The sequence below is a fragment of the Chryseobacterium vietnamense genome (genome assembly GCF_031454475.1).
Lineage (GTDB): Bacteria > Bacteroidota > Bacteroidia > Flavobacteriales > Weeksellaceae > Chryseobacterium > Chryseobacterium vietnamense.
On record NZ_JAVDQX010000001.1, the window covers coordinates 1,549,896 to 1,568,291 of the forward strand.

The 18,396-nt window shown below is 37.0% G+C and carries 18 protein-coding genes; 2 read left to right on the forward strand and 16 right to left on the reverse strand.

All coding sequences use genetic code 11. From position 1 onward, the window contains the following. Positions 1-50 precede the first annotated feature (50 nt). The 6 genes from J2786_RS06905 to gyrA all read right to left on the reverse strand — a co-directional run bounded on the left by J2786_RS06905 (position 51) and on the right by gyrA (position 7,177). Entirely contained in the window at positions 51-737 is a 687-nt protein-coding gene (locus tag J2786_RS06905; RefSeq protein WP_034697707.1) for a metal-dependent hydrolase, read from the reverse strand. Positions 738-852: 115 nt separating this feature from the next. After that, complete coding sequence (locus J2786_RS06910; RefSeq protein WP_047429934.1) at positions 853-1,299, reverse strand: SRPBCC family protein; 447 nt, start codon at positions 1,297-1,299, stop codon at positions 853-855. 19 nt (positions 1,300-1,318) lie between these two features. Continuing rightward, on the reverse strand, positions 1,319-2,248 hold the full coding sequence (gene menA, locus J2786_RS06915) for a 1,4-dihydroxy-2-naphthoate octaprenyltransferase (RefSeq protein WP_047429931.1): 930 nt from the start codon (positions 2,246-2,248) through the stop codon (positions 1,319-1,321). Positions 2,249-2,322: 74 nt separating this feature from the next. Next, positions 2,323-3,159, reverse strand: coding sequence for a 1,4-dihydroxy-2-naphthoyl-CoA synthase (locus J2786_RS06920; RefSeq protein ID WP_047429929.1), 837 nt, complete (start codon positions 3,157-3,159; stop codon positions 2,323-2,325). A 335-nt stretch (positions 3,160-3,494) separates the two neighbouring features. Then, the gene (locus J2786_RS06925; RefSeq protein WP_047429927.1) at positions 3,495-4,529 is read right to left on the reverse strand and encodes a tetratricopeptide repeat protein; all 1,035 of its coding nucleotides are present in this window, start codon (positions 4,527-4,529) and stop codon (positions 3,495-3,497) included. Between the two features lie 29 nt (positions 4,530-4,558). Beyond that, on the reverse strand, positions 4,559-7,177 hold the full coding sequence (gene gyrA / locus J2786_RS06930) for a DNA gyrase subunit A (RefSeq protein ID WP_047429924.1): 2,619 nt from the start codon (positions 7,175-7,177) through the stop codon (positions 4,559-4,561). 150 nt (positions 7,178-7,327) lie between these two features. Here gyrA and J2786_RS06935 point away from each other — a divergent pair, with 150 nt between their 5' ends. Further along, complete coding sequence (locus J2786_RS06935; RefSeq protein ID WP_047429921.1) at positions 7,328-7,642, forward strand: DUF4286 family protein; 315 nt, start codon at positions 7,328-7,330, stop codon at positions 7,640-7,642. A 42-nt stretch (positions 7,643-7,684) separates the two neighbouring features. Here the strand turns inward: J2786_RS06935 and J2786_RS06940 are convergent, their stop codons facing one another. The 4 genes from J2786_RS06940 to J2786_RS06955 form a co-directional block, all read right to left on the reverse strand. Further along, positions 7,685-7,912: a hypothetical protein gene (locus J2786_RS06940; RefSeq protein WP_047433213.1), complete on the reverse strand. Its 228-nt coding sequence runs from the start codon at positions 7,910-7,912 to the stop codon at positions 7,685-7,687. A gap of 114 nt (positions 7,913-8,026) precedes the next feature. Then, on the reverse strand, positions 8,027-8,206 hold the full coding sequence (locus J2786_RS06945) for a hypothetical protein (RefSeq protein WP_047429919.1): 180 nt from the start codon (positions 8,204-8,206) through the stop codon (positions 8,027-8,029). Positions 8,207-8,392: 186 nt separating this feature from the next. Beyond that, the gene (locus tag J2786_RS06950; protein ID WP_047429915.1) at positions 8,393-8,884 is read right to left on the reverse strand and encodes a GNAT family N-acetyltransferase; all 492 of its coding nucleotides are present in this window, start codon (positions 8,882-8,884) and stop codon (positions 8,393-8,395) included. Between the two features lie 5 nt (positions 8,885-8,889). After that, positions 8,890-9,402, reverse strand: a complete 513-nt coding sequence (locus J2786_RS06955; protein WP_047429912.1) for a DUF421 domain-containing protein — start codon at positions 9,400-9,402, stop codon at positions 8,890-8,892. A 119-nt stretch (positions 9,403-9,521) separates the two neighbouring features. Here J2786_RS06955 and J2786_RS06960 point away from each other — a divergent pair, with 119 nt between their 5' ends. After that, positions 9,522-10,067: a hypothetical protein gene (locus J2786_RS06960; RefSeq protein WP_047429909.1), complete on the forward strand. Its 546-nt coding sequence runs from the start codon at positions 9,522-9,524 to the stop codon at positions 10,065-10,067. Positions 10,068-10,098: 31 nt separating this feature from the next. On the opposite strand, the gene J2786_RS06965 is transcribed toward J2786_RS06960, so the two are convergent. The 6 genes from J2786_RS06965 to J2786_RS06990 form a co-directional block, all read right to left on the reverse strand. After that, positions 10,099-10,233: a bacteriocin-like protein gene (locus J2786_RS06965; RefSeq protein ID WP_079241841.1), complete on the reverse strand. Its 135-nt coding sequence runs from the start codon at positions 10,231-10,233 to the stop codon at positions 10,099-10,101. 114 nt (positions 10,234-10,347) lie between these two features. Beyond that, a complete protein-coding gene (locus tag J2786_RS06970) occupies positions 10,348-10,752 on the reverse strand; it encodes a hypothetical protein (protein ID WP_047429906.1) in 405 nt (134 codons plus the stop codon). A 269-nt stretch (positions 10,753-11,021) separates the two neighbouring features. Continuing rightward, positions 11,022-13,853 (reverse strand): excinuclease ABC subunit UvrA, encoded by a 2,832-nt coding sequence (gene uvrA / locus J2786_RS06975; RefSeq protein WP_047429904.1) that lies wholly within the window; start codon positions 13,851-13,853, stop codon positions 11,022-11,024. Positions 13,854-14,360: 507 nt separating this feature from the next. Further along, positions 14,361-16,244 carry a type VI secretion system baseplate subunit TssF gene (locus J2786_RS06980; protein ID WP_047429902.1) on the reverse strand — a complete coding sequence of 628 codons (1,884 nt, stop codon included), beginning with the start codon at positions 16,242-16,244 and terminating at the stop codon, positions 14,361-14,363. 24 nt (positions 16,245-16,268) lie between these two features. Then, positions 16,269-16,709 carry a GPW/gp25 family protein gene (locus tag J2786_RS06985; RefSeq protein ID WP_002979175.1) on the reverse strand — a complete coding sequence of 147 codons (441 nt, stop codon included), beginning with the start codon at positions 16,707-16,709 and terminating at the stop codon, positions 16,269-16,271. Positions 16,710-16,861: 152 nt separating this feature from the next. After that, a complete protein-coding gene (locus J2786_RS06990) occupies positions 16,862-18,274 on the reverse strand; it encodes an APC family permease (RefSeq protein ID WP_047429900.1) in 1,413 nt (470 codons plus the stop codon). Positions 18,275-18,396 lie beyond the last annotated feature (122 nt).

Sequence of the window (18,396 nt, forward strand, 5' to 3'; positions counted from 1 at the left end):
CATCATTTCCATTTTTCTAATTTTCAGATTACCTCCGGTTCAGTTATTGATTAAAATTCGAAGGTCTCCCCCAGTTTTGGTAAAACAAGTTCTACATTTTTATCTGCAAAATGCTGTAATGCACTTTCATGATTAATTTCAATGGCAGGGAAAGTATCAAAATGACATCCGATTACTTTTGGAGTTTTCAATAGCTCTGCTGCTGCAAAAGAAGCTTTTCTAGGACACATGGTGTAGTGGCTTCCGATGGGAAGGATGGATAGATCAATGTTTCCGTAAAGTCTTGGGAACAGCTCCATATCAGCCATTACTCCTGTATCACCTGCCAGATAGATGTTTTTACCTTCAGGGAGTCTGAAGATATACCCTACAGGAACGCCTCCGTAGCTTCCATCCGGAAAAGAACTTGTATGGTGAGCCGGAACCATGGAAATTTTAAGATCGTCGATTTTTGCCGATCCTCCTAAGTTCACATCGTCTCTGTTTTTAGCCTGCTGGAAATAACCGCATACTTCAGGAACTCCAATAATGGTAGCTTCCGGATAATGCTGCAGCACCTCTGCTACATCTGCAATATGATCACCATGAGCATGGGTCAACAGGATATAGTCGATTTTTTGAGCAGCAATATCAAAACCTGATTCTGCTTTTTTGTAGTTGTAAAAAGGGTCGCTCAGAATTGTTTTGTCCTTGTAGGTGAACAGGAAACAATTTTGCCCTAAGAATTGTATTTTCATTTTAAATTTAATTTCAATTATTATTAAACACAAATGACTCAAATCATTTCACAAACAGCACAATAAAGAGTGATATTCGTGAAAGCATTCGTGCCATCTGTGTTTTTTTAATTTATTATTTCTGTGGGAATTTATCTTCAATCAGCCTGAGATTAATCCCATGTTCCAGATACGCTTTACAACCGTCTAAAACCGTTGTAAAGCCTCCTGTATTGTCATTAATTACTTTTAACAGGTCTTCGCCGGTCTGGCTGAATCCATAGCTTTTAATGATAACAAGAGTTCCTTTTTCCATGGTTTTGAATTCGTAGTCTACGTTGGTTGAAGGCTCTCCCCATTCTGTACTGATCAGCTGGTTCGGAATAATTCTATGAACTTTCACTTCATTTTTTACGCCGTACATTTCCCATTCCCAGGTAACTGTCTTACCTTCTTCTAATTTTCCGGTAGATTTGGTAAACCAGAAATTCGTTGTTATTTCAGGATTGATAAATGCTTCAAAAACATCTTCAACGGGTTTTCTGATAAGCATTTGAGCTTCAACATAGACATTGGAATTCATAAGTGTTTTATTTTAAAAATTATTTAAATAAGTTAAGCCCCACTGCCGTAAGAACAGCCATTACAAAAGTCATGATTCCTACCTGCTTCAAATACTGATCTAATTCTTTCGGTTCTTTTACAGATAGAATCTTTCTTCTCAGCTTGGATAGTGGAAATAACAGAATCATTACGATGAAAACGTAATAGTTTTGCTGTTGCATAAATCCATTCATTCCTAAAAATACAAGGATAAGCAATAACGGAAGCTGCAGCAGAACCATTTCATAGATCATTGCATTTTTGAATCCGATTCTTAATGCAAAGCTGTTTTTCCCTGATAGTCTGTCACTTTCGATATCTCTCATATTGTTCAGGTTAAGAACGGCCATACTCATCATTCCGACAGCTGTACCAGGCAATAATATATCCCAGCTGAATGTTTTTGTAAATAAGAAATAGCTTCCACATACAGAAACCAATCCAAAGAAGATAAACACAAAGATATCTCCTAAGCCCATATAACCGTAAGGTTTTTTACCTACCGTATATCCAATAGCTGCAAGGATACTTGCTACTCCCAATCCTATGAAGATATAGAATTCATTCATATAGTTGGGAATGAAAGCAACGTACAACAAAGCGATGGTAGCAATGAAAGATAAAGCGGCAAAAAGAATTACTGCTGTTTTCATCTGTTTTGCTGTAATTTTCCCTGATGCTACAGCTCTTGCTTCTGCTTCATTGATTCTTTTGGCATCGGTTCCTTTCACTCCATCACCGTAATCATTGGCATAATTTGATAAAATCTGGTATAAAAGCGTAACCAAAAGAGCGAGTGCAAGGATTTTCCAGTCCCACGTTCCCCCTTCTCCGTAGAGCCTCCATTTTGCAATGAAAGCACCCATAATAATTCCGCTTAAGGAAAGCGGTAAAGTTCTTAGCCTTGCGGCTTTTATCCAATCAGTCATATATTTATAAGTAATGAGCAATGGGTAATAAGTAATAAAAGATATTATTCATTACTTATTACCCATTACTAATGTTATGATATCCATTGATCTTCTCCGAAGTTAGGTTTTCTTTTTTCAAGAAATGCATTTCTTCCTTCCTGAGCTTCTTCTGTCATATAGGCAAGACGGGTTGCTTCTCCCGCGAAAACCTGCTGTCCTACCATACCATCGTCTGTAAGGTTCATGGCGAATTTCAGCATTCTGATAGACATTGGAGATTTTCCTAAAATTTCTTGTGCCCATTCATAAGCAGTATCTTCTAATTCTGCATGAGGAACTACTTTATTGACCATTCCCATTTCGAAAGCTTCCTGAGCGGAATAATTTCTTCCTAAAAAGAAAATCTCACGGGCTTTTTTCTGGCCCACCATCTTAGCAAGGTAAGCAGAACCGTAACCACCATCAAAACTGGTAACATCAGCATCTGTCTGCTTGAAAATAGCATGTTCTTCACTTGCTAAAGTAAGGTCACATACTACGTGAAGTGAGTGTCCTCCACCAACTGCCCATCCCGGAACCACTGCGATCACTACTTTCGGCATGAAACGGATGAGACGCTGAACTTCAAGGATGTTCAAACGATGTCTTCCGTCTTCTCCTACATATCCCTGGTGTCCTCTGGCTTTCTGATCTCCTCCACTACAAAATGCCCAGCCTCCATCTTTAGGGCTAGGTCCTTCTCCAGAAAGCAATACAACTCCTATTGAAGGATCTTCATAGGCATCATAAAAAGCATCGTATAATTCTGAAGTTGTTTTAGGTCTGAAAGCATTGCGCACCTCAGGTCTGTTGAAAGCAATTCTTGCTACTCCGTTAGATTTTTTATAGGTAATATCTTCGTATTCCTTGGCGGTTTTCCACTCGATCATCTTATAAAAATTTTTCTCAAAGATACGGAATTGCAGAGAATTTCTCAGGTTGAAATTTAAGGTTCATCACGATAAAAAACAGAAATTTTGAACAGATGAATTCGACATGAAAAATTTTCAACAGAAACTGTATAACAGAGCTGTGAACCGATTAAACCTAACAGGTTTTAAAAACCTGTTAGGTTTACAGAATCTAGCTCAAAAACCATAACAGATCAAAAGTTCCTTTATGAGACATAAAATCCGGATAAGACTCTATGTCAACGCCTTCTGTTTAAAACAAAAAACCGGAACATTGCTGTTCCGGTTTTCGTATCTGTTGTTGTTAAAAATGATTATTTTGCTCCAGCAGCTGTAAGTTCAGCTTCTTTAGCTTTCATTTCTTTAACTTTATCTACGTTTTTAGTTACTACATAAATTTCTTTTAACGCAGTAACAGCTTCAATATTTTTTGGTGCTACTTTATACCATCCTTCTGCAAATGGTAATGCTTTAGCAAATCTTTCTCTTCTTGCATCGATTAATTTAGATGCCTCGTCTGGCTTATCTTTTCTCAATGCATTAATATCTGCCACTACTTTAGAGTCATCACCAATCGTAGTATACACCAAATTTTGGTAAGCGTCAGCAAAATCAGGTTTTAATTCGATTGCTTTCTTGAATGCTTCTAAAGCATCTGCAACCGTTTCAGGTTTTTTACTCTGCATTACCCCTAAATTAAACCAGCTTACTGCATCATTTGGATTTTTCGCCAATTGTTCCTTCAATCCTGCAACAAATTTTTCTGTGTTTCCTGACTGAAGATATGCTGTAGTCTGAGCTTCTTTAAGCTTGGCATTGTTCGGGAATTTAGCTAATCCCTTATCAATAATCACAAGTGCTTCATTAGCTTTTTTAGCATTCAGAAGTAGTGAAACCAATGTTTCATACAAATCAGTCTCTATACTTTTAGATTGTTCAGTTTTGAAATCAGTATAGTCTGAATTTTTCTTCATCACCTCCCAGGTTGCTTTATCAAAATTCACAACCTGACCACTTTTCTTTTCTTTTGCTGTATAAGTGGTTTCTACACCTGTAAATCCTGAATTCACAAGATCTGTATATATTTTGATAGACTGGTCACTGTTATTAGCTAACGCGTGGCTAAGTCCTGCATAATACATATATATTTTATTGTCCTGACCGCTGGATTTTAATAAGTCATAAACTTCAATAAACTTAGGTGCTGCTGCTGCATAATTTTTTGCATCATAGGCAGCCATAGCTGCTTTGTTGGCTTCCTGAAGCTTTGCATTCAGAGCATTTGCATCTTTTTGCGCGAAAACAAAAGCAGACGCCACGATAGCCATTCCTAAAATTAGTTTCTTCATAATAACTATTCTATATTTAATTGTACAATTTATTCTTCAGAATCAGAATTCTCATTCTCCTCTGCCGGGTTTTCATTTCCAGCCTGAGGTGTTACATTGTCATTTTCCTGGTTATCAAATAGCGATCCTACAACTCCTTCTTCTGTTTCTTCTGTTTCTTCTGTTTCTTCAAGTTCTTCAGAATCTTCTTCTACATCTTTATCCATTTCTACTTTTGCAATGGCTGCAATTTCGTCATTTTTCTTAAGGTTGATCAGTTTTACTCCCTGAGTATTTCTACCCATTACTCTCATTTCGTCCATTCCCATTCTGATGGCAACACCGGATTTGTTGATAATCATTAATCCGTCTTCGTCTGTTACATTTTGAATAGCGATAAGGTTTCCTGTTTTTTCAGTAATGTTCAGGGTAATAACTCCTTTTCCTCCTCTGTTGGTAATTCTGTAGTCTTCTACTGCAGTTCTCTTTCCGTATCCTTTCTCAGATACTACAAGTACTGTTTCGTTCTCTACATCGTTCACAACAATCATACCAATAGCTTCGTCACCATCTTCAAGCAAGATACCTCTTACCCCGATAGATCCTCTACCTACTTCTCTTACTTTCTCTTCAGGGAAACGGATACATTTACCATTTTTAGTAGCAATCATGATCTGAGATGTTCCATTGGTAAGATAAGCTCCTAATAACTGGTCATTATCTCTGATCTCGATAGCATTTACTCCATTTACTCTTGGTCTTGAATACGCTTCCAATGATGTTTTCTTGATAGTACCGTTTTTGGTTACCATCACAACGCTCATTTGATTTACATATTCTGAATCCTTAAGGTTGTTTGTTCTGATATAAGCTTTAATCTTATCATCCGGTTCAATGTTGATAAGGTTTTGTACTGCTCTTCCTTTTGCTGTTTTGGAGCCTTCAGGAATTTCAAATACTCTTAGCCAATAACATCTTCCTTTTTCTGTAAAGAATAACATGTACTGGTGGTTGGTTGCAGAAACAATATACTCAAGGAAGTCGGAATCCCTTGTTGTTGCTGCTTTGTTTCCTACACCTCCTCTACTTTGAATTTTATATTCTGAAAGCGAAGTTCTCTTGATGTATCCTGCGTGAGAGATTGTAAGAACTACAGATTCATTCGGGATAATATCTTCGATAGACATTTCTCCTCCTGAATAATCAATTTCAGTTCTTCTTTCGTCTCCGTATTTTTCTTTGATTTCGATCAATTCATCTTTGATAATCTGGAATCTTCTTGGCTCGTTGGCTAAGATATCTTCAAGATTTGCAATTTCTTTCATGATTGCATCGTACTCATCGCGGATCTTATCAAGCTCCATTCCTGTAAGACGAGCTAATCTAAGATCCAGAATTGCCTGAGCCTGAATATCTGAAAGTTCAAATGCCTCGATCAAGCCTTCTTTTGCAGCCTGAGGGTTGGCACTGTGACGGATAATAGAGATGGCTCTATCCAGGGAATCCTGAGTTCCGATCACTTTCATGAATCCTTCAAGAATGTGTGCTCTTTCCTTTGCTTTTTTAAGTTCAAACTGAGTTCTTCTTACGATTACCTCATGTCTGTGTTCTACAAAGTGGTGAATGATATCTTTAAGGTTCAGCTGCTCCGGTCTTCCGTGTACCAATGCAATATTATTAACACTGAAAGAAGTCTGAAGTGCTGTATATTTATATAATAGGTTAAGAACTACATTCGGGATTGCGTCATTTTTCAATTCGTAAACCACACGAAGTCCTTTTCTATCCGATTCGTCTCTGATTTCGTGGATTCCAGGGATTTTTTCGTCTTTAACAAGCTCTGCTGTTCTGGCGATCATTTCAGCTTTGTTCACCTGATAAGGGATTTCAGTAACGATAATAGCGTTTCTGTTTCCGATCTCATCAAAGTTAACTTTCGCTCTTAAAACCACTCTACCTCTTCCTGTATGGAAAGCATCTCTTACTCCGTCATATCCATAGATGATACCACCTGTAGGGAAATCCGGCGCAATAATGTGCTGCATCAGTTCGTCAATCGTAATTTCTTTATTATCGATATAAGCACAGATTGCATCTACAGATTCTGACAGGTTATGGGGCGCCATATTGGTTGCCATACCTACTGCAATACCGGAAGTACCATTAACCAAAAGGTTCGGAACTTTAGTTGGCATTACGGTTGGTTCCTGTAAACTATCATCGAAGTTATTCTGAAAATCAACTGTTTCTTTGTCTAGGTCTGAAAGAACCTCATCAGAGATTTTTTTCAATCTTGCCTCGGTATAACGCATTGCTGCAGGCGGATCACCATCCATAGAACCGAAGTTACCTTGTCCGTCTACCTGAGGATAACGTAAGCTCCAATCCTGTGCCATTCTTACCATAGCATCATATACAGAGGAATCTCCATGCGGGTGATATTTACCTAATACATCCCCAACAATTCTCGCAGATTTTAAATACTTTCTGTTAGAAAATACCCCTAATCCATACATACCATAAAGTACTCTTCTATGAACGGGTTTCAAGCCATCTCTTACATCCGGCAACGCTCTTGAAACGATAACGGACATCGAATAATCGATATAAGACGACTTCATTTCATCAACAATGTTGATAGGAATCAGTCTTTCTCCTTCTTTTTGCATAAACAAATTTTATTGTAATGATATTCAGACCCTTAGCTGTAAGTCTGAAAATTATTTATTTCCAATTTTTATTAACGGGCTAATTTACGAAAAAAATGCCGATTTTTGCTGTAGAATTTATCCAAAAAAATCTTAAAAATTCATAAAAATATGAGCGTATTAAGTATAACTTTCCACTGCACGAAAGATAACCTGGAAGAATGGGAAAATTATATTGATGAAACACTGGTTTTAATGACTGAAAACCTGCTGGATGTCAACAAATATATTCTTTCTGAAGTGCACAGTGACTTTATTGAAGAAGGTAAAAATTATAATCTCCTTTTAATTTTTGATAATAATGAAGTAAGGGAAGATTTTATTCAAAGCGAACTTTTGAATATTTCCGAAAGAATCGAGAAGAAGTTCGGGCAGGAAGTAATGGTTTTCAATACCTTCCTTAATCCCAAAAAATCGAGATTATAACTGATCATAAAAAAAGCACTGAAAAAATCAGTGCTCTTCTTTTTATCTGTGATGTCCATGACCACGGCCCTTACCTTTGTGATGATGCCCGCGATCGTCATAAATATACACTTTCTTTACCTGGCCTGGTGCGTAGTACCTCGCACTTCCGCCATAATACCTTTTTGCATGGCCCGGAGGCATTCTTCTTCCATGATGATCGTGTACCACACAAGAAGACAGCATTATTACTACCACAGCTACCCCAGCCATTTTAAACATACTTTTCATTATTTTCACTTTTTCAATTTCGTTAGCGAAATATATCAATGTTAATGCCAAAAGAAATTGAAATTAAGCTAATGTATGTTAAAACTGACTGCTAATTTTTTATTTTGAATATTGTTAATTACCGCTTCTTTTTTTCACCTGCCCGGGAGCATAATCCTTTGCACTTCCACCAAACACTTTCTTAGCCTGCCCTGGCGGAACTGTTTTCACACGATGTCCATTGTCATGAACTACACATGATGACAGCATAAACATCACAATAAGGACTCCTGTAACTTTAATTAAATTTTTCATTATTTCTACTTTTTCACTTTTAATATAACAATGGTAATGCCAAAAATTCAAAGTTCAAAATTTAAAGTTTAAGGTTTCAATATACAGCCTTTTATTGTCAATGGTCAATTTTGCTTCGCAAGTCAATAGTGAATTTTGGAATGGAGATCAGTGTGCTTATCATACCTATTCATCATTTATAATTCTCTAGACGTTTTCGCTTCTTTTTTCCATAAGGATAAGATCTTTCCATTCTCCGTTGAGCTTTCCGATTTTTTTACGAACGCCTACTATTCTGAAACCGTTTTTCTGGTGAAATTTGATAGAAGTTTCATTTTCAGAGAAGATATTGGTCTGCAATGTCCAGAATCCATGATCCTCGCTGTCCAAAATCAATTTTTTAAGCAATACGGAACCCAATCCCTTTCCCTGGTATTCATTATCAAAATAAATGCTTACTTCTGCAACTCCTTTATAACATTCTCTTTTGCTGACGGGTTTTAAGGCACACCATCCTACAACTTCATTATGCTCATTTTCCAAAACCCAGCGGCAGTCGTTGAAATATCCCATACTCCAGGCTTCAGCAGTTGGAACTTCTGTTTCAAAAGTGGAAATTCCACCGTCTATTCCCTGACGGAAAATTTCAAGAACCCTGGCTTCATCACTGGGAAGCATTTCTCTTAGTTCGTAATTCATCGTATTTAATTGTATTTTCTTTTAATTTTTCTTTTAATCCTTGAATAATGAGTCTGTTTACTCTTCTCATCCTGAGAAACGACACTGATATTTCCATCCACTTCAAGAACGGAAAGCTTTACATTATTTATGTTTTCAATTCCATGTTCTCTTATCGCTTCTTCCAATTCACTTTCCGTAATCTTTACGCGATTCAGGGCTGCCTGATCTGCAATCCCATCTCTGATCAAAATAACAGGTTCATCTTCCATGAAAGTCTGAAAGGAGCGACTGGAAAACATAATCCTTTTCAAAATAAAATTAGCAACAAACAAAACCAATGCCGCAATAATTCCGCCCTGGAGAGAGGTGTCAGGGCCTACCATTGCGTTTTGAACGGCATTTGAAATTAACAGCAGTAATACTACGTCTCCTGCATTGAGCTGAGAAAGCTGATTTTTACCAAATAAACGGATGGCAATTACCATAAAAAGGTAAACGCAGAGGGAACGGACAGCAACGTTAAGAATAGGATCCACAATTTTTTTATCTACTCAAATGTATCGATTTTTGTGATTTGTAAAAAATATTTTATGGACAGATTTTGGTATACATTTTGAGCCTGAAGTTCTGACAAATACCACAAAATTAATGTCTCATGAAAAAATTATTTCTCTGTTTAGGAATATTCCTGTTCTTTGTATCCTGCAAGAAGAGCGAGCCTCAGTCTGCTGCGTCTTCGGAGGCGGCCATCACCGAAAAAGTTAATGAGCTTTATACGCAATATGGAAAATCTAACGAAGCTATTTATAACCAACCCATTCCGGATACTTTATTTTCTCAGAATTTAAAAAAAGTTTTAGACGAGGCAATAAGTGCATCAAAGGTTGATATTGAAAAGGTAAAGAATAGTGATCATCCTGATGAAAAACCTTTAATTTTTGAAGGCGCTATGTTTTCCAGCCTGTATGAAGGATTTACAGATTATAAGATCAAATCTGTCAAAATACAGGATAAAGCTGCTGAGGCATTGGTAGCTTTTGAATACAATATGGCTTCCCCTAAGGTAACATGGATGGATACAGTAAATCTCACCAATACAGATAAAGGATGGAGAGTTGATAATATTACTTTTGATACAATAGGAAATTCTAAAAATCTTAAAGCAAGGTTAACAGAATTTGTTCAAAGTACACAACAATAGAAAAGCCGCTTTTACAAGCGGCTTTATTTTTTTACGGGCACTGAACGATTGGAACGTCGCTGCAAATTACTTTATTTGCCCACTCGCAAAACGTACAGTATTTTACAGGTGCTCCTCCGTACACTGACTTCAAATCTGACTTTGTCAGCTTCTTTAAATTTTTCATATAGTTTTAATTTTATGGTAGCCCAAAATTAAAATCTTATACTCTATGGTTTATTACAACTTGAACTGATAAGTTTTCATTATTCACACATTATTGAATAATATGCAATAAATACTATCTGCTGTGAATCTCTACTGTTACAGGCATTACGTAAGTATACGCAACCATATTATCAGTCAGTTTTTTGCGGTCTACTTTGTAATCAAGATCACTTAATACTGTTTCAATTTCTTTACTTACAGTTTTACAATCACCAGTGGAATGTACATTAACGATCTTCCCATTTTTTGCAATATCAAATTTCACCACAGAGTTTACGGTTCCCTGCTTGTAATCAGGGTTGGTAAGGTCAAAATTGGCTTCTAATTTATTTCTGATATCGTTAAAAGTTTCACTCCTGTTCAACTGAATTTCCTGAATGGTATTATGATCTGTAGTTTGAGCTTTAGCAGTGTTCAAAACAGCAGCAAATCCGCAAACGAAAAGTGAAGCTATCAATATTTGAATTCTATTTTTCATAACTAACTGGTTTTAAATATTATACTAACCTATTTTTGTATCTCTTAACCAAAGTTATTAAAAATAATTCATATTAATTTTACATTCAGTTAACATTGAGTTAACATTCAAGATTAATTAACTGATTATCAGTGTTATAAATTTTAAAAATAATTGAAAATTTAATATTGGAGGGTAATTTTAAGCATAAAAAAGGCTAAACCTGATGAGTTTAGCCAATCATTATCTCGATTTTTTATTTTAAAAATGCTCTATCCTTTTATGAATACTTATTCCAGTTCCCTCTTCAAGAACTTCCCAGTCAAACTTTTCTTAGACTTCACAATTTCCTCAGGAGTTCCCTGTGCTACAATCTGTCCACCATGCTTTCCTCCTTCCGGTCCAACGTCGATGATATGGTCTGCTAATTTGATGACATCCATATTATGCTCGATGATGATGAACGAGTTTCCAAGTTCTACCAATTGATTGATGGCATCCATCAGGATTTTTACGTCTTCGAAATGCAATCCTGTTGTTGGTTCATCAAGGATATAAAGGGTATTTCCGGTTTGTCTTTTTGATAATTCGGTTGCTAACTTGATTCGTTGCGCTTCACCTCCGGAAAGGGTTGTCGATTGCTGCCCAAGGGTAATATATCCCAAACCTACATCCTGTAATGTTTTCACTTTTGCAAAAATCTTAGGAATTGGCTGGAAGAAATCTACAGCCTCATCAATGGTCATATCCAATACGTCAGAGATTGATTTTCCTTTGTAACGGACTTCCAGGGTTTCTCTGTTGAAACGTTTTCCGTTGCAGGTTTCGCAGTGTACGTATACATCCGGAAGGAAATTCATTTCGATTACTTTCAATCCTCCACCCTGACAGGTTTCACATCTTCCGCCTTTTACATTGAAAGAGAATCTTCCCGGCTTATATCCACGGATCTTACTTTCTGGAAGTTCAGCAAAAAGGTTTCTGATATCAGTAAACATTCCGGTATAGGTTGCAGGATTAGAACGTGGCGTTCTTCCGATTGGAGTCTGGTCTACGTCCACAATTTTATCAATATTCTCTAACCCTTCAATCTTTTTGTATGGTAATGGTTCCTGAACCGCTCTGTAGAAATGTTTGTTGAGGATCGGATACAATGTTCCGTTAATCAAAGAAGATTTTCCACTTCCTGAAATTCCGGTTACTACAACCAGTTTTCCAAGAGGAATATCCAGGGTTACATTTTTAAGATTGTTCCCTGTAGCTCCTTTTAAAACAATATTTTTACCGCTTCCTGCTCTTCTTTCTTCCGGAATTGCAATTTTTCTTTTTCCATTGATATATTGAGCCGTGATGGTATCTGCTTTCAACAGGTCTTTTGGTTTTCCCTGCCAAAGGATTTCTCCACCGAATTTTCCGGCTCTTGGACCAATATCCAGCACCTCATCGGCTTCAAGAATCATGTCTTTATCATGTTCTACTACCAATACAGAGTTTCCAATGTCTCTCAGGTTTTTCAGGGAATGGATCAGCCTTTCGTTATCTCTCTGGTGAAGCCCGATACTTGGCTCATCAAGGATATACAATACATTGACCAATTGTGATCCGATCTGTGTTGCCAGACGAATTCTCTGTGATTCTCCTCCCGAAAGGGTTTTTGAACTTCTGCTCAGACTTAAATAATCCAATCCAACATCCAGCAGGAACTGAAGTCTGGTTTCGATTTCTTTTAAGATTTCGTGAGCAATGATTTTATTTTTTTCTGAAAATTTATCTTTAACGTCAGCTAACCAGTCTTTTAAATCTGCTAAGCTTAAACCATTGACTTCCGCAATATTTTTTCCGTCAATTTTAAAACTTAAGCTTGAAGGCTGAAGACGGGTTCCATGACATTCCGGGCAGGTTTCTTCTGTAGTGAAATGTCTTTCCAATAAAATAGCTTCGTAGGATTCTCTTTCATCGATAATTTCTTCCATGAAAGCAATCAAACCATCGAAACCAATCTTTATTTTCTTGGTAATTCCTGCATATTTCAGGTCTTTATTGAATTCTTTATGACATCCGTTGTAGATATAATCCAGGGCTTCTTCCGGAATATCCTGCAAAGGAGTGGTTAATCCCAATCCAAAGATCTCAAGAATATTTTTGATCTGTGACAGGATCCATTTGTTAGACTTAATATCTTCCAACGGCAATAATCCTCCCTGATTAATGGATAACTTTGGATTATCTATGAAATAATCGGTATTGATTTTTTTAATGGTTCCAAGACCTTTACAGTTCGGACAGCTTCCTTTTGGAGAGTTGAATGAGAATGTATTCGGTTCAGGCAGCGCCAGAGAGTGCCCTGTTTCAGCATCCATCAGGTTTTTGGAAAAGTATTCGATATCTGTACTTCCCAGTTTCTGAATTCCGATAATGCCTTCTCCCATTTCCATTGCTGTACGCAATGATTTTTCCATTCTGCCTTCTGAAGCATTCTCTCCGATAATCCAACGGTCTATCACAATATCGATATCGTGGGTTTTATAACGGTCAAGTTTTAAATCATACTCAATATCCTGCAGCTCACCATCAATTCTTGCCTGTCCGTAGCCTTTTTTAGCCATCTGAACAAAGAGCTCATGATAATGTCCCTTTCTGGAACGCACCACTGGTGCCAAAAGCATGATTTTCTCTTTTTTATAATTTTCTTTGATGGTTTCCAGGATCTGATCTTCGGTGTAGCTCACCAGCTTCTGCCCTGTAGACAAAGAGTAAGCATCGGAAACTCTTGCGTACAAAAGACGTAGAAAATCGTACAGCTCGGTAACTGTTCCTACCGTAGAACGTGGGTTTTTATTGGTTGTTTTCTGCTCGATAGCAATAACCGGAGAAAGTCCTTCAATTTTATCTACATCGGGACGCTCCAATCCACCTAAAAACTGACGGGCATAGGCTGAGAATGTTTCGATATAACGACGCTGGCCTTCTGCAAAAATAGTATCGAAAGCCAATGACGATTTTCCACTTCCGGAAAGGCCGGTAATAACGACCAATTCATTGCGTGGAATTTTAACATTAATATTTTTAAGGTTGTGTTCACGTGCTCCGTAAACTTCTATATATTCTGTTGATTTGCTCATAATTCGGAGTGACTTTGCCTGAAAATCACAACGTGCAAAAATACGAAATTTTATAGACTTTTTTTGAATATAAAAGGGATAAAAGTTTCATAAAAAAATCTCAGGTTTTGTTAAAGGATTAAATTCGAAATTGTTGGATTGTGGTTCCGGGTGATTATGTTTTGGCTGAAGCCAATAGGTATGTTTTAAAATAAAAAAACGGGCTAAAGCCCGTTCCTATTGAATGAATCCAAATTAATAATTCATACAGCTCATTAACTTGCATTTATAAATTTGCATAGAGATTGCTCATATTTTCTTTGCTGAGTGAAACGCCCTTGCGAACATTTTAAGGCTATCAATAAGAACTTTGTGAGCTTTGCGTTATATTCATAAGTTTTGGCTGAAGCCAACAGAAGTTCTATCTATTTTTAAAACGGGTTAAAGCCCGTTCCTATTGATATGGTTTAAAAATGCATATTAATAAAGACATTTATATTTTAAACTGATTTAATGATCTTTGAAGAATTACATATCCTGAAAATCAACATCTTCATTGGTAATTCTTACAATATATTCAATACCGTCGATGGCTTTGGCAATAATCTGGTTTCTGATGATATTGGCCATATTTTCCCAATAGGCTCTTCCATAGAAAGAATAGTTCTGGGGAATGATTTCTACCTCAACCGTTCTTACGAATCCTTCTTTTGGTTTATTACTGATCATTGTGCCTCTTCTTACTCTTACTTCCCTTACCTCATCTTTCAGAATCATGCGGCAATAATTTTTAACGTCTTCCAAAGAAATGATCTTATCTCTGGTTGTCAGTGCATATTTATAAGCCTGAATGCTGTCAGTTCCTTTTTGCTCTTCAGCTCCTCCTAATGTTTCAGTAAGCAATACTACCGTCTGAGACTTCAACTGATTGGAAAGTTCAGTCCCTGGTCGCATATGATTAGCCAGCGTACAGTGCGTTACCCAAAAAGAAGCATAGGTGTGGTCTGTTTTTTCTACAGGTTCCATGATCACGTAATTCAGTTCCTGTCTGATATTCCTTTTGGCATTGTTTACCTTCTGCACCATGGTTTTCATTTTGTCAGACATTTCGCTGAGAACTCCTTTTACATTATCTCTGTTCAAAAGGGAAAAGGCGGCAATTTCGTCTCTAGTCAGTTCCAGAACATTGGCAATCATGTCGACTGCATTTCTGCTGGTGAAGCGCTCCATTCCTCCTTTTCTTACAGTGTATAACCCTTTTTTAAGATCATCGGCTGGTGTGAAAGGAATTTCAGTATATTTTCTTCCGTCACCATCCTGTACCTCATCCACATAAAGGAAATGCTCTCCTTCGTCTGTTACCAAAGGAATGTTATTCCCCATAATATCCAAGCTGTACTCGGTTTTTTTCCAACCTCTGTTGTAGATTGGGAAGGCATTCAGCACAAATGAGAAATTGTCAAGAATTTCTGCCGAAAATTGCGGTGGAAACTCAAACGTAAGCCACAGGTAGCTTTTATTATCCAGGAATTTAGTAATTTCTTCTTTTCCTGCAAGAAAATCAAGATTCTGCGGTAGCTGTCCAGGTTCTGAGAACAGACTTTGAGAAGTTCCTGTTACTTCAATAAATTTATGACGATAGATACTTTTAATATCCTCAATCACTTTATTTCTGATAGATTGCTCTTTGAACATCTGCTCATAACCATCGTTTTGACTTTCTGTAAGATAGCTTAATCCTTCTCTTACAAACAGAGGGTTACCATTACTTGACACCGTAATGTACGGTAATAATTTATAGACGAAATCAAGATGTTCAAAAGCCGGATTGGAGCAGAATATGCTCAGATATTTCGGAAAGTTTTCACTTACGTATTTGCTTACATCCACTCCAATGGTAATTTTTCTGTAATCCTCGGGTTTCCCCTGAAATCTTGCAATAGGGATTTTATTGAATCTGTCATCGATGCTGTAGCAGGTATTTCCTACAAACATGATAGAAGTGTGAACTTTATTGATTCTTACATTTCCTACCGGAGTAAAAGGAATATTCAGCTGTTTGTCTGATTCTGATTTCACCGTGGAAGTCATCTGTTTACGGAAGAAGAATTCCGTGTGTTCCAATAAAACCTCGGAAGACTCATAAGGCTGTGTAAAAGCAACGGAATGAGCCGGAATAGGATGTGTATATATGGACGGTGTAAGAAGTTTTGCCAGTTTTTCCAATATACGGGCATTCACCGTCTGTATTTCATTATTCGCTTTAAAAACTTCTGTACTGAATGCATCTATCAACAGTTTTACAAAAGGATCCAGAGACTGTGGGCTTCTTAATCCCCATACCTTTGTTGCATTCTGCAGCATTCTTGCTTTTACAGATTCTTTGGAATAAATATTCTGATCTAAATTCATAATTTTCTTTCGCTGTTAAAAATATTAATCAATAGACATCGGACTCAGAAACAGTTCTGTTGAGAAGCTGAACCGTTCTCCAGTTTCCTCCATTTTTGCATTGATGGCAATTCTTACTTTCTTTTTAATTTCGGTGTGTTCTTTAGTATCGTAGCTGTGCTCTACAAACTGTATATGAGCATCAATCTGCGGGTTTACGATTCTGGGTTCATATTCCTGAATCTGTCTTCTTAAGCTTTTGATAAAAACGCTTTCCCAGATGGCACTTGTAACTCCATTATCGAATTCAAGGTTCCAGACATCATTTCCATAGTTTTCATCATATCTGTTCTCCCCTTTTTTGGTGGTGATCAGCAGCATAATATTGTGGGCAATACTTTCCCCCATATCGCAGGTATCGATACTTCCGCCTTCGGTCATTAAAGTAGACGGTACGAAAGGCATTCTGTAATTTGGTGTATCCATAACTTATTGTTTTTACTTCATGGTCCTGTTTTAAAAACGAAATACCAAATTACACATTTTCGACAAATAATAGTTACAATACTTTAAATATTATTGAAAAATAAGGGCCTTCAAACTGAATTGAAAGCCCTTTAATCTGTTATATTTTTATTTTAAGCATTTTCTTTTTTTCTGTTGATGAAATAGTATACCGGAAGTCCCAGCAATACCAGAACAAAACCTGGCCATGTATACTGCTGCTTGTAAATAAGCAATAAGATACAGAAGCAAGTTCCGATGATAAGATAAATAACAGGTGTTACCGGATACAGCCATGTCTTATAAGGTCTTTCCAGGTCTGGCTGTTTCATTCTTAAATAAATAACTCCAAAAACGGTAATCATATAGAACAGAACAATTACGAAAGAGATCATATCTAATAAATTTCCGTACTGTCCACTCAGGCAAAGGATTGAAGCCCAGATCCCCTGCATCCATAATGCATTTTCCGGAACTTCATTTTTATTGTTTCTTACTGCAGATTTAAAAAACATTCCGTCTTTTGCCATCGTCTGGAAAACTCTTGCGCCAGCCAGAATCAATCCGTTATTACATCCAAATGTTGAAATCATTACCAATAAAGCAATGATGACAGTTCCCGCACTTCCAAAAATATTCTGAGATGCTGCTACTGCCACTCTATCATTGGCTGCAAATGCAATTCCGTCTCTGTCCAGTGCATTTAAGTAGACATAGTTTACAGCAATATAAAGGATCATGACGGCAGAAGTACCGTAAATCATTGATTTTACGACATTCTTCTTAGGATTTTCAATCTCACCGGAAACAAATGTCACACTTTCCCAGGCAACAGAACTGAAAACAGAACCTACCATTGCAGCAGCAATTCCACCTAAAAGTGTCATTCCTCCGATGGACTCCCAACCTTCTTTAAGGAAATTACCACTCAAATCTTTTTTAAGGTTATTGAAAGAATCTGTTCCCCAGCTGAAGTTTTCTGCTAAATGAGAAATGTCTACCAATATAAATCCGGCAGCAATAAGACCTAGTAATGCAATAATTTTGGAACCTGTAAAGATATTCTGAAGAATTTTACCGCTTTCCACTCCTCTCGTATTGATATAGGTAAGCAAAACAATGACAGCAATCGCCAGAATCTGTATCCATGTAATTTTAAATTCTCCACTCTGAAAAATAGGAGCGGCATCGTTTAATGATGGGATCAGATACGCTGTAAATTTACCAAAGGCCATTGCTACGGCAGCAATTGTGCCGGTTTGTATTACAGTAAACAATCCCCATCCGTAAAGAAATCCCATTCTTTTACCAAAGATCTCTTTCAGGTAAGTATATTGCCCTCCGGCTTTTGGAAACAGCGCGGAAAGTTCTCCATAGCTTATGGCTGCTGCTACAGTCATCACTCCTGTGATCACCCATACTACAATCAGCCAAAAACCTGATCCCAGGTTTCGCATCATATCAGCACTTACAATAAAGATCCCGCTTCCGATCATAGATCCCATCACAAGCATGATAGCATCCCATAGTTTCAGTTTTTTTTGCATAGTCAAGTATAGGGGTCAAATATAATCAAATCTGCCTTTGATTTTCAAATTTGTTGAAAATTCGTTAAAACACCTGTTTTTTGTCATTTTTTATTCCTTTATGATTCAATTTTAATTAGTAT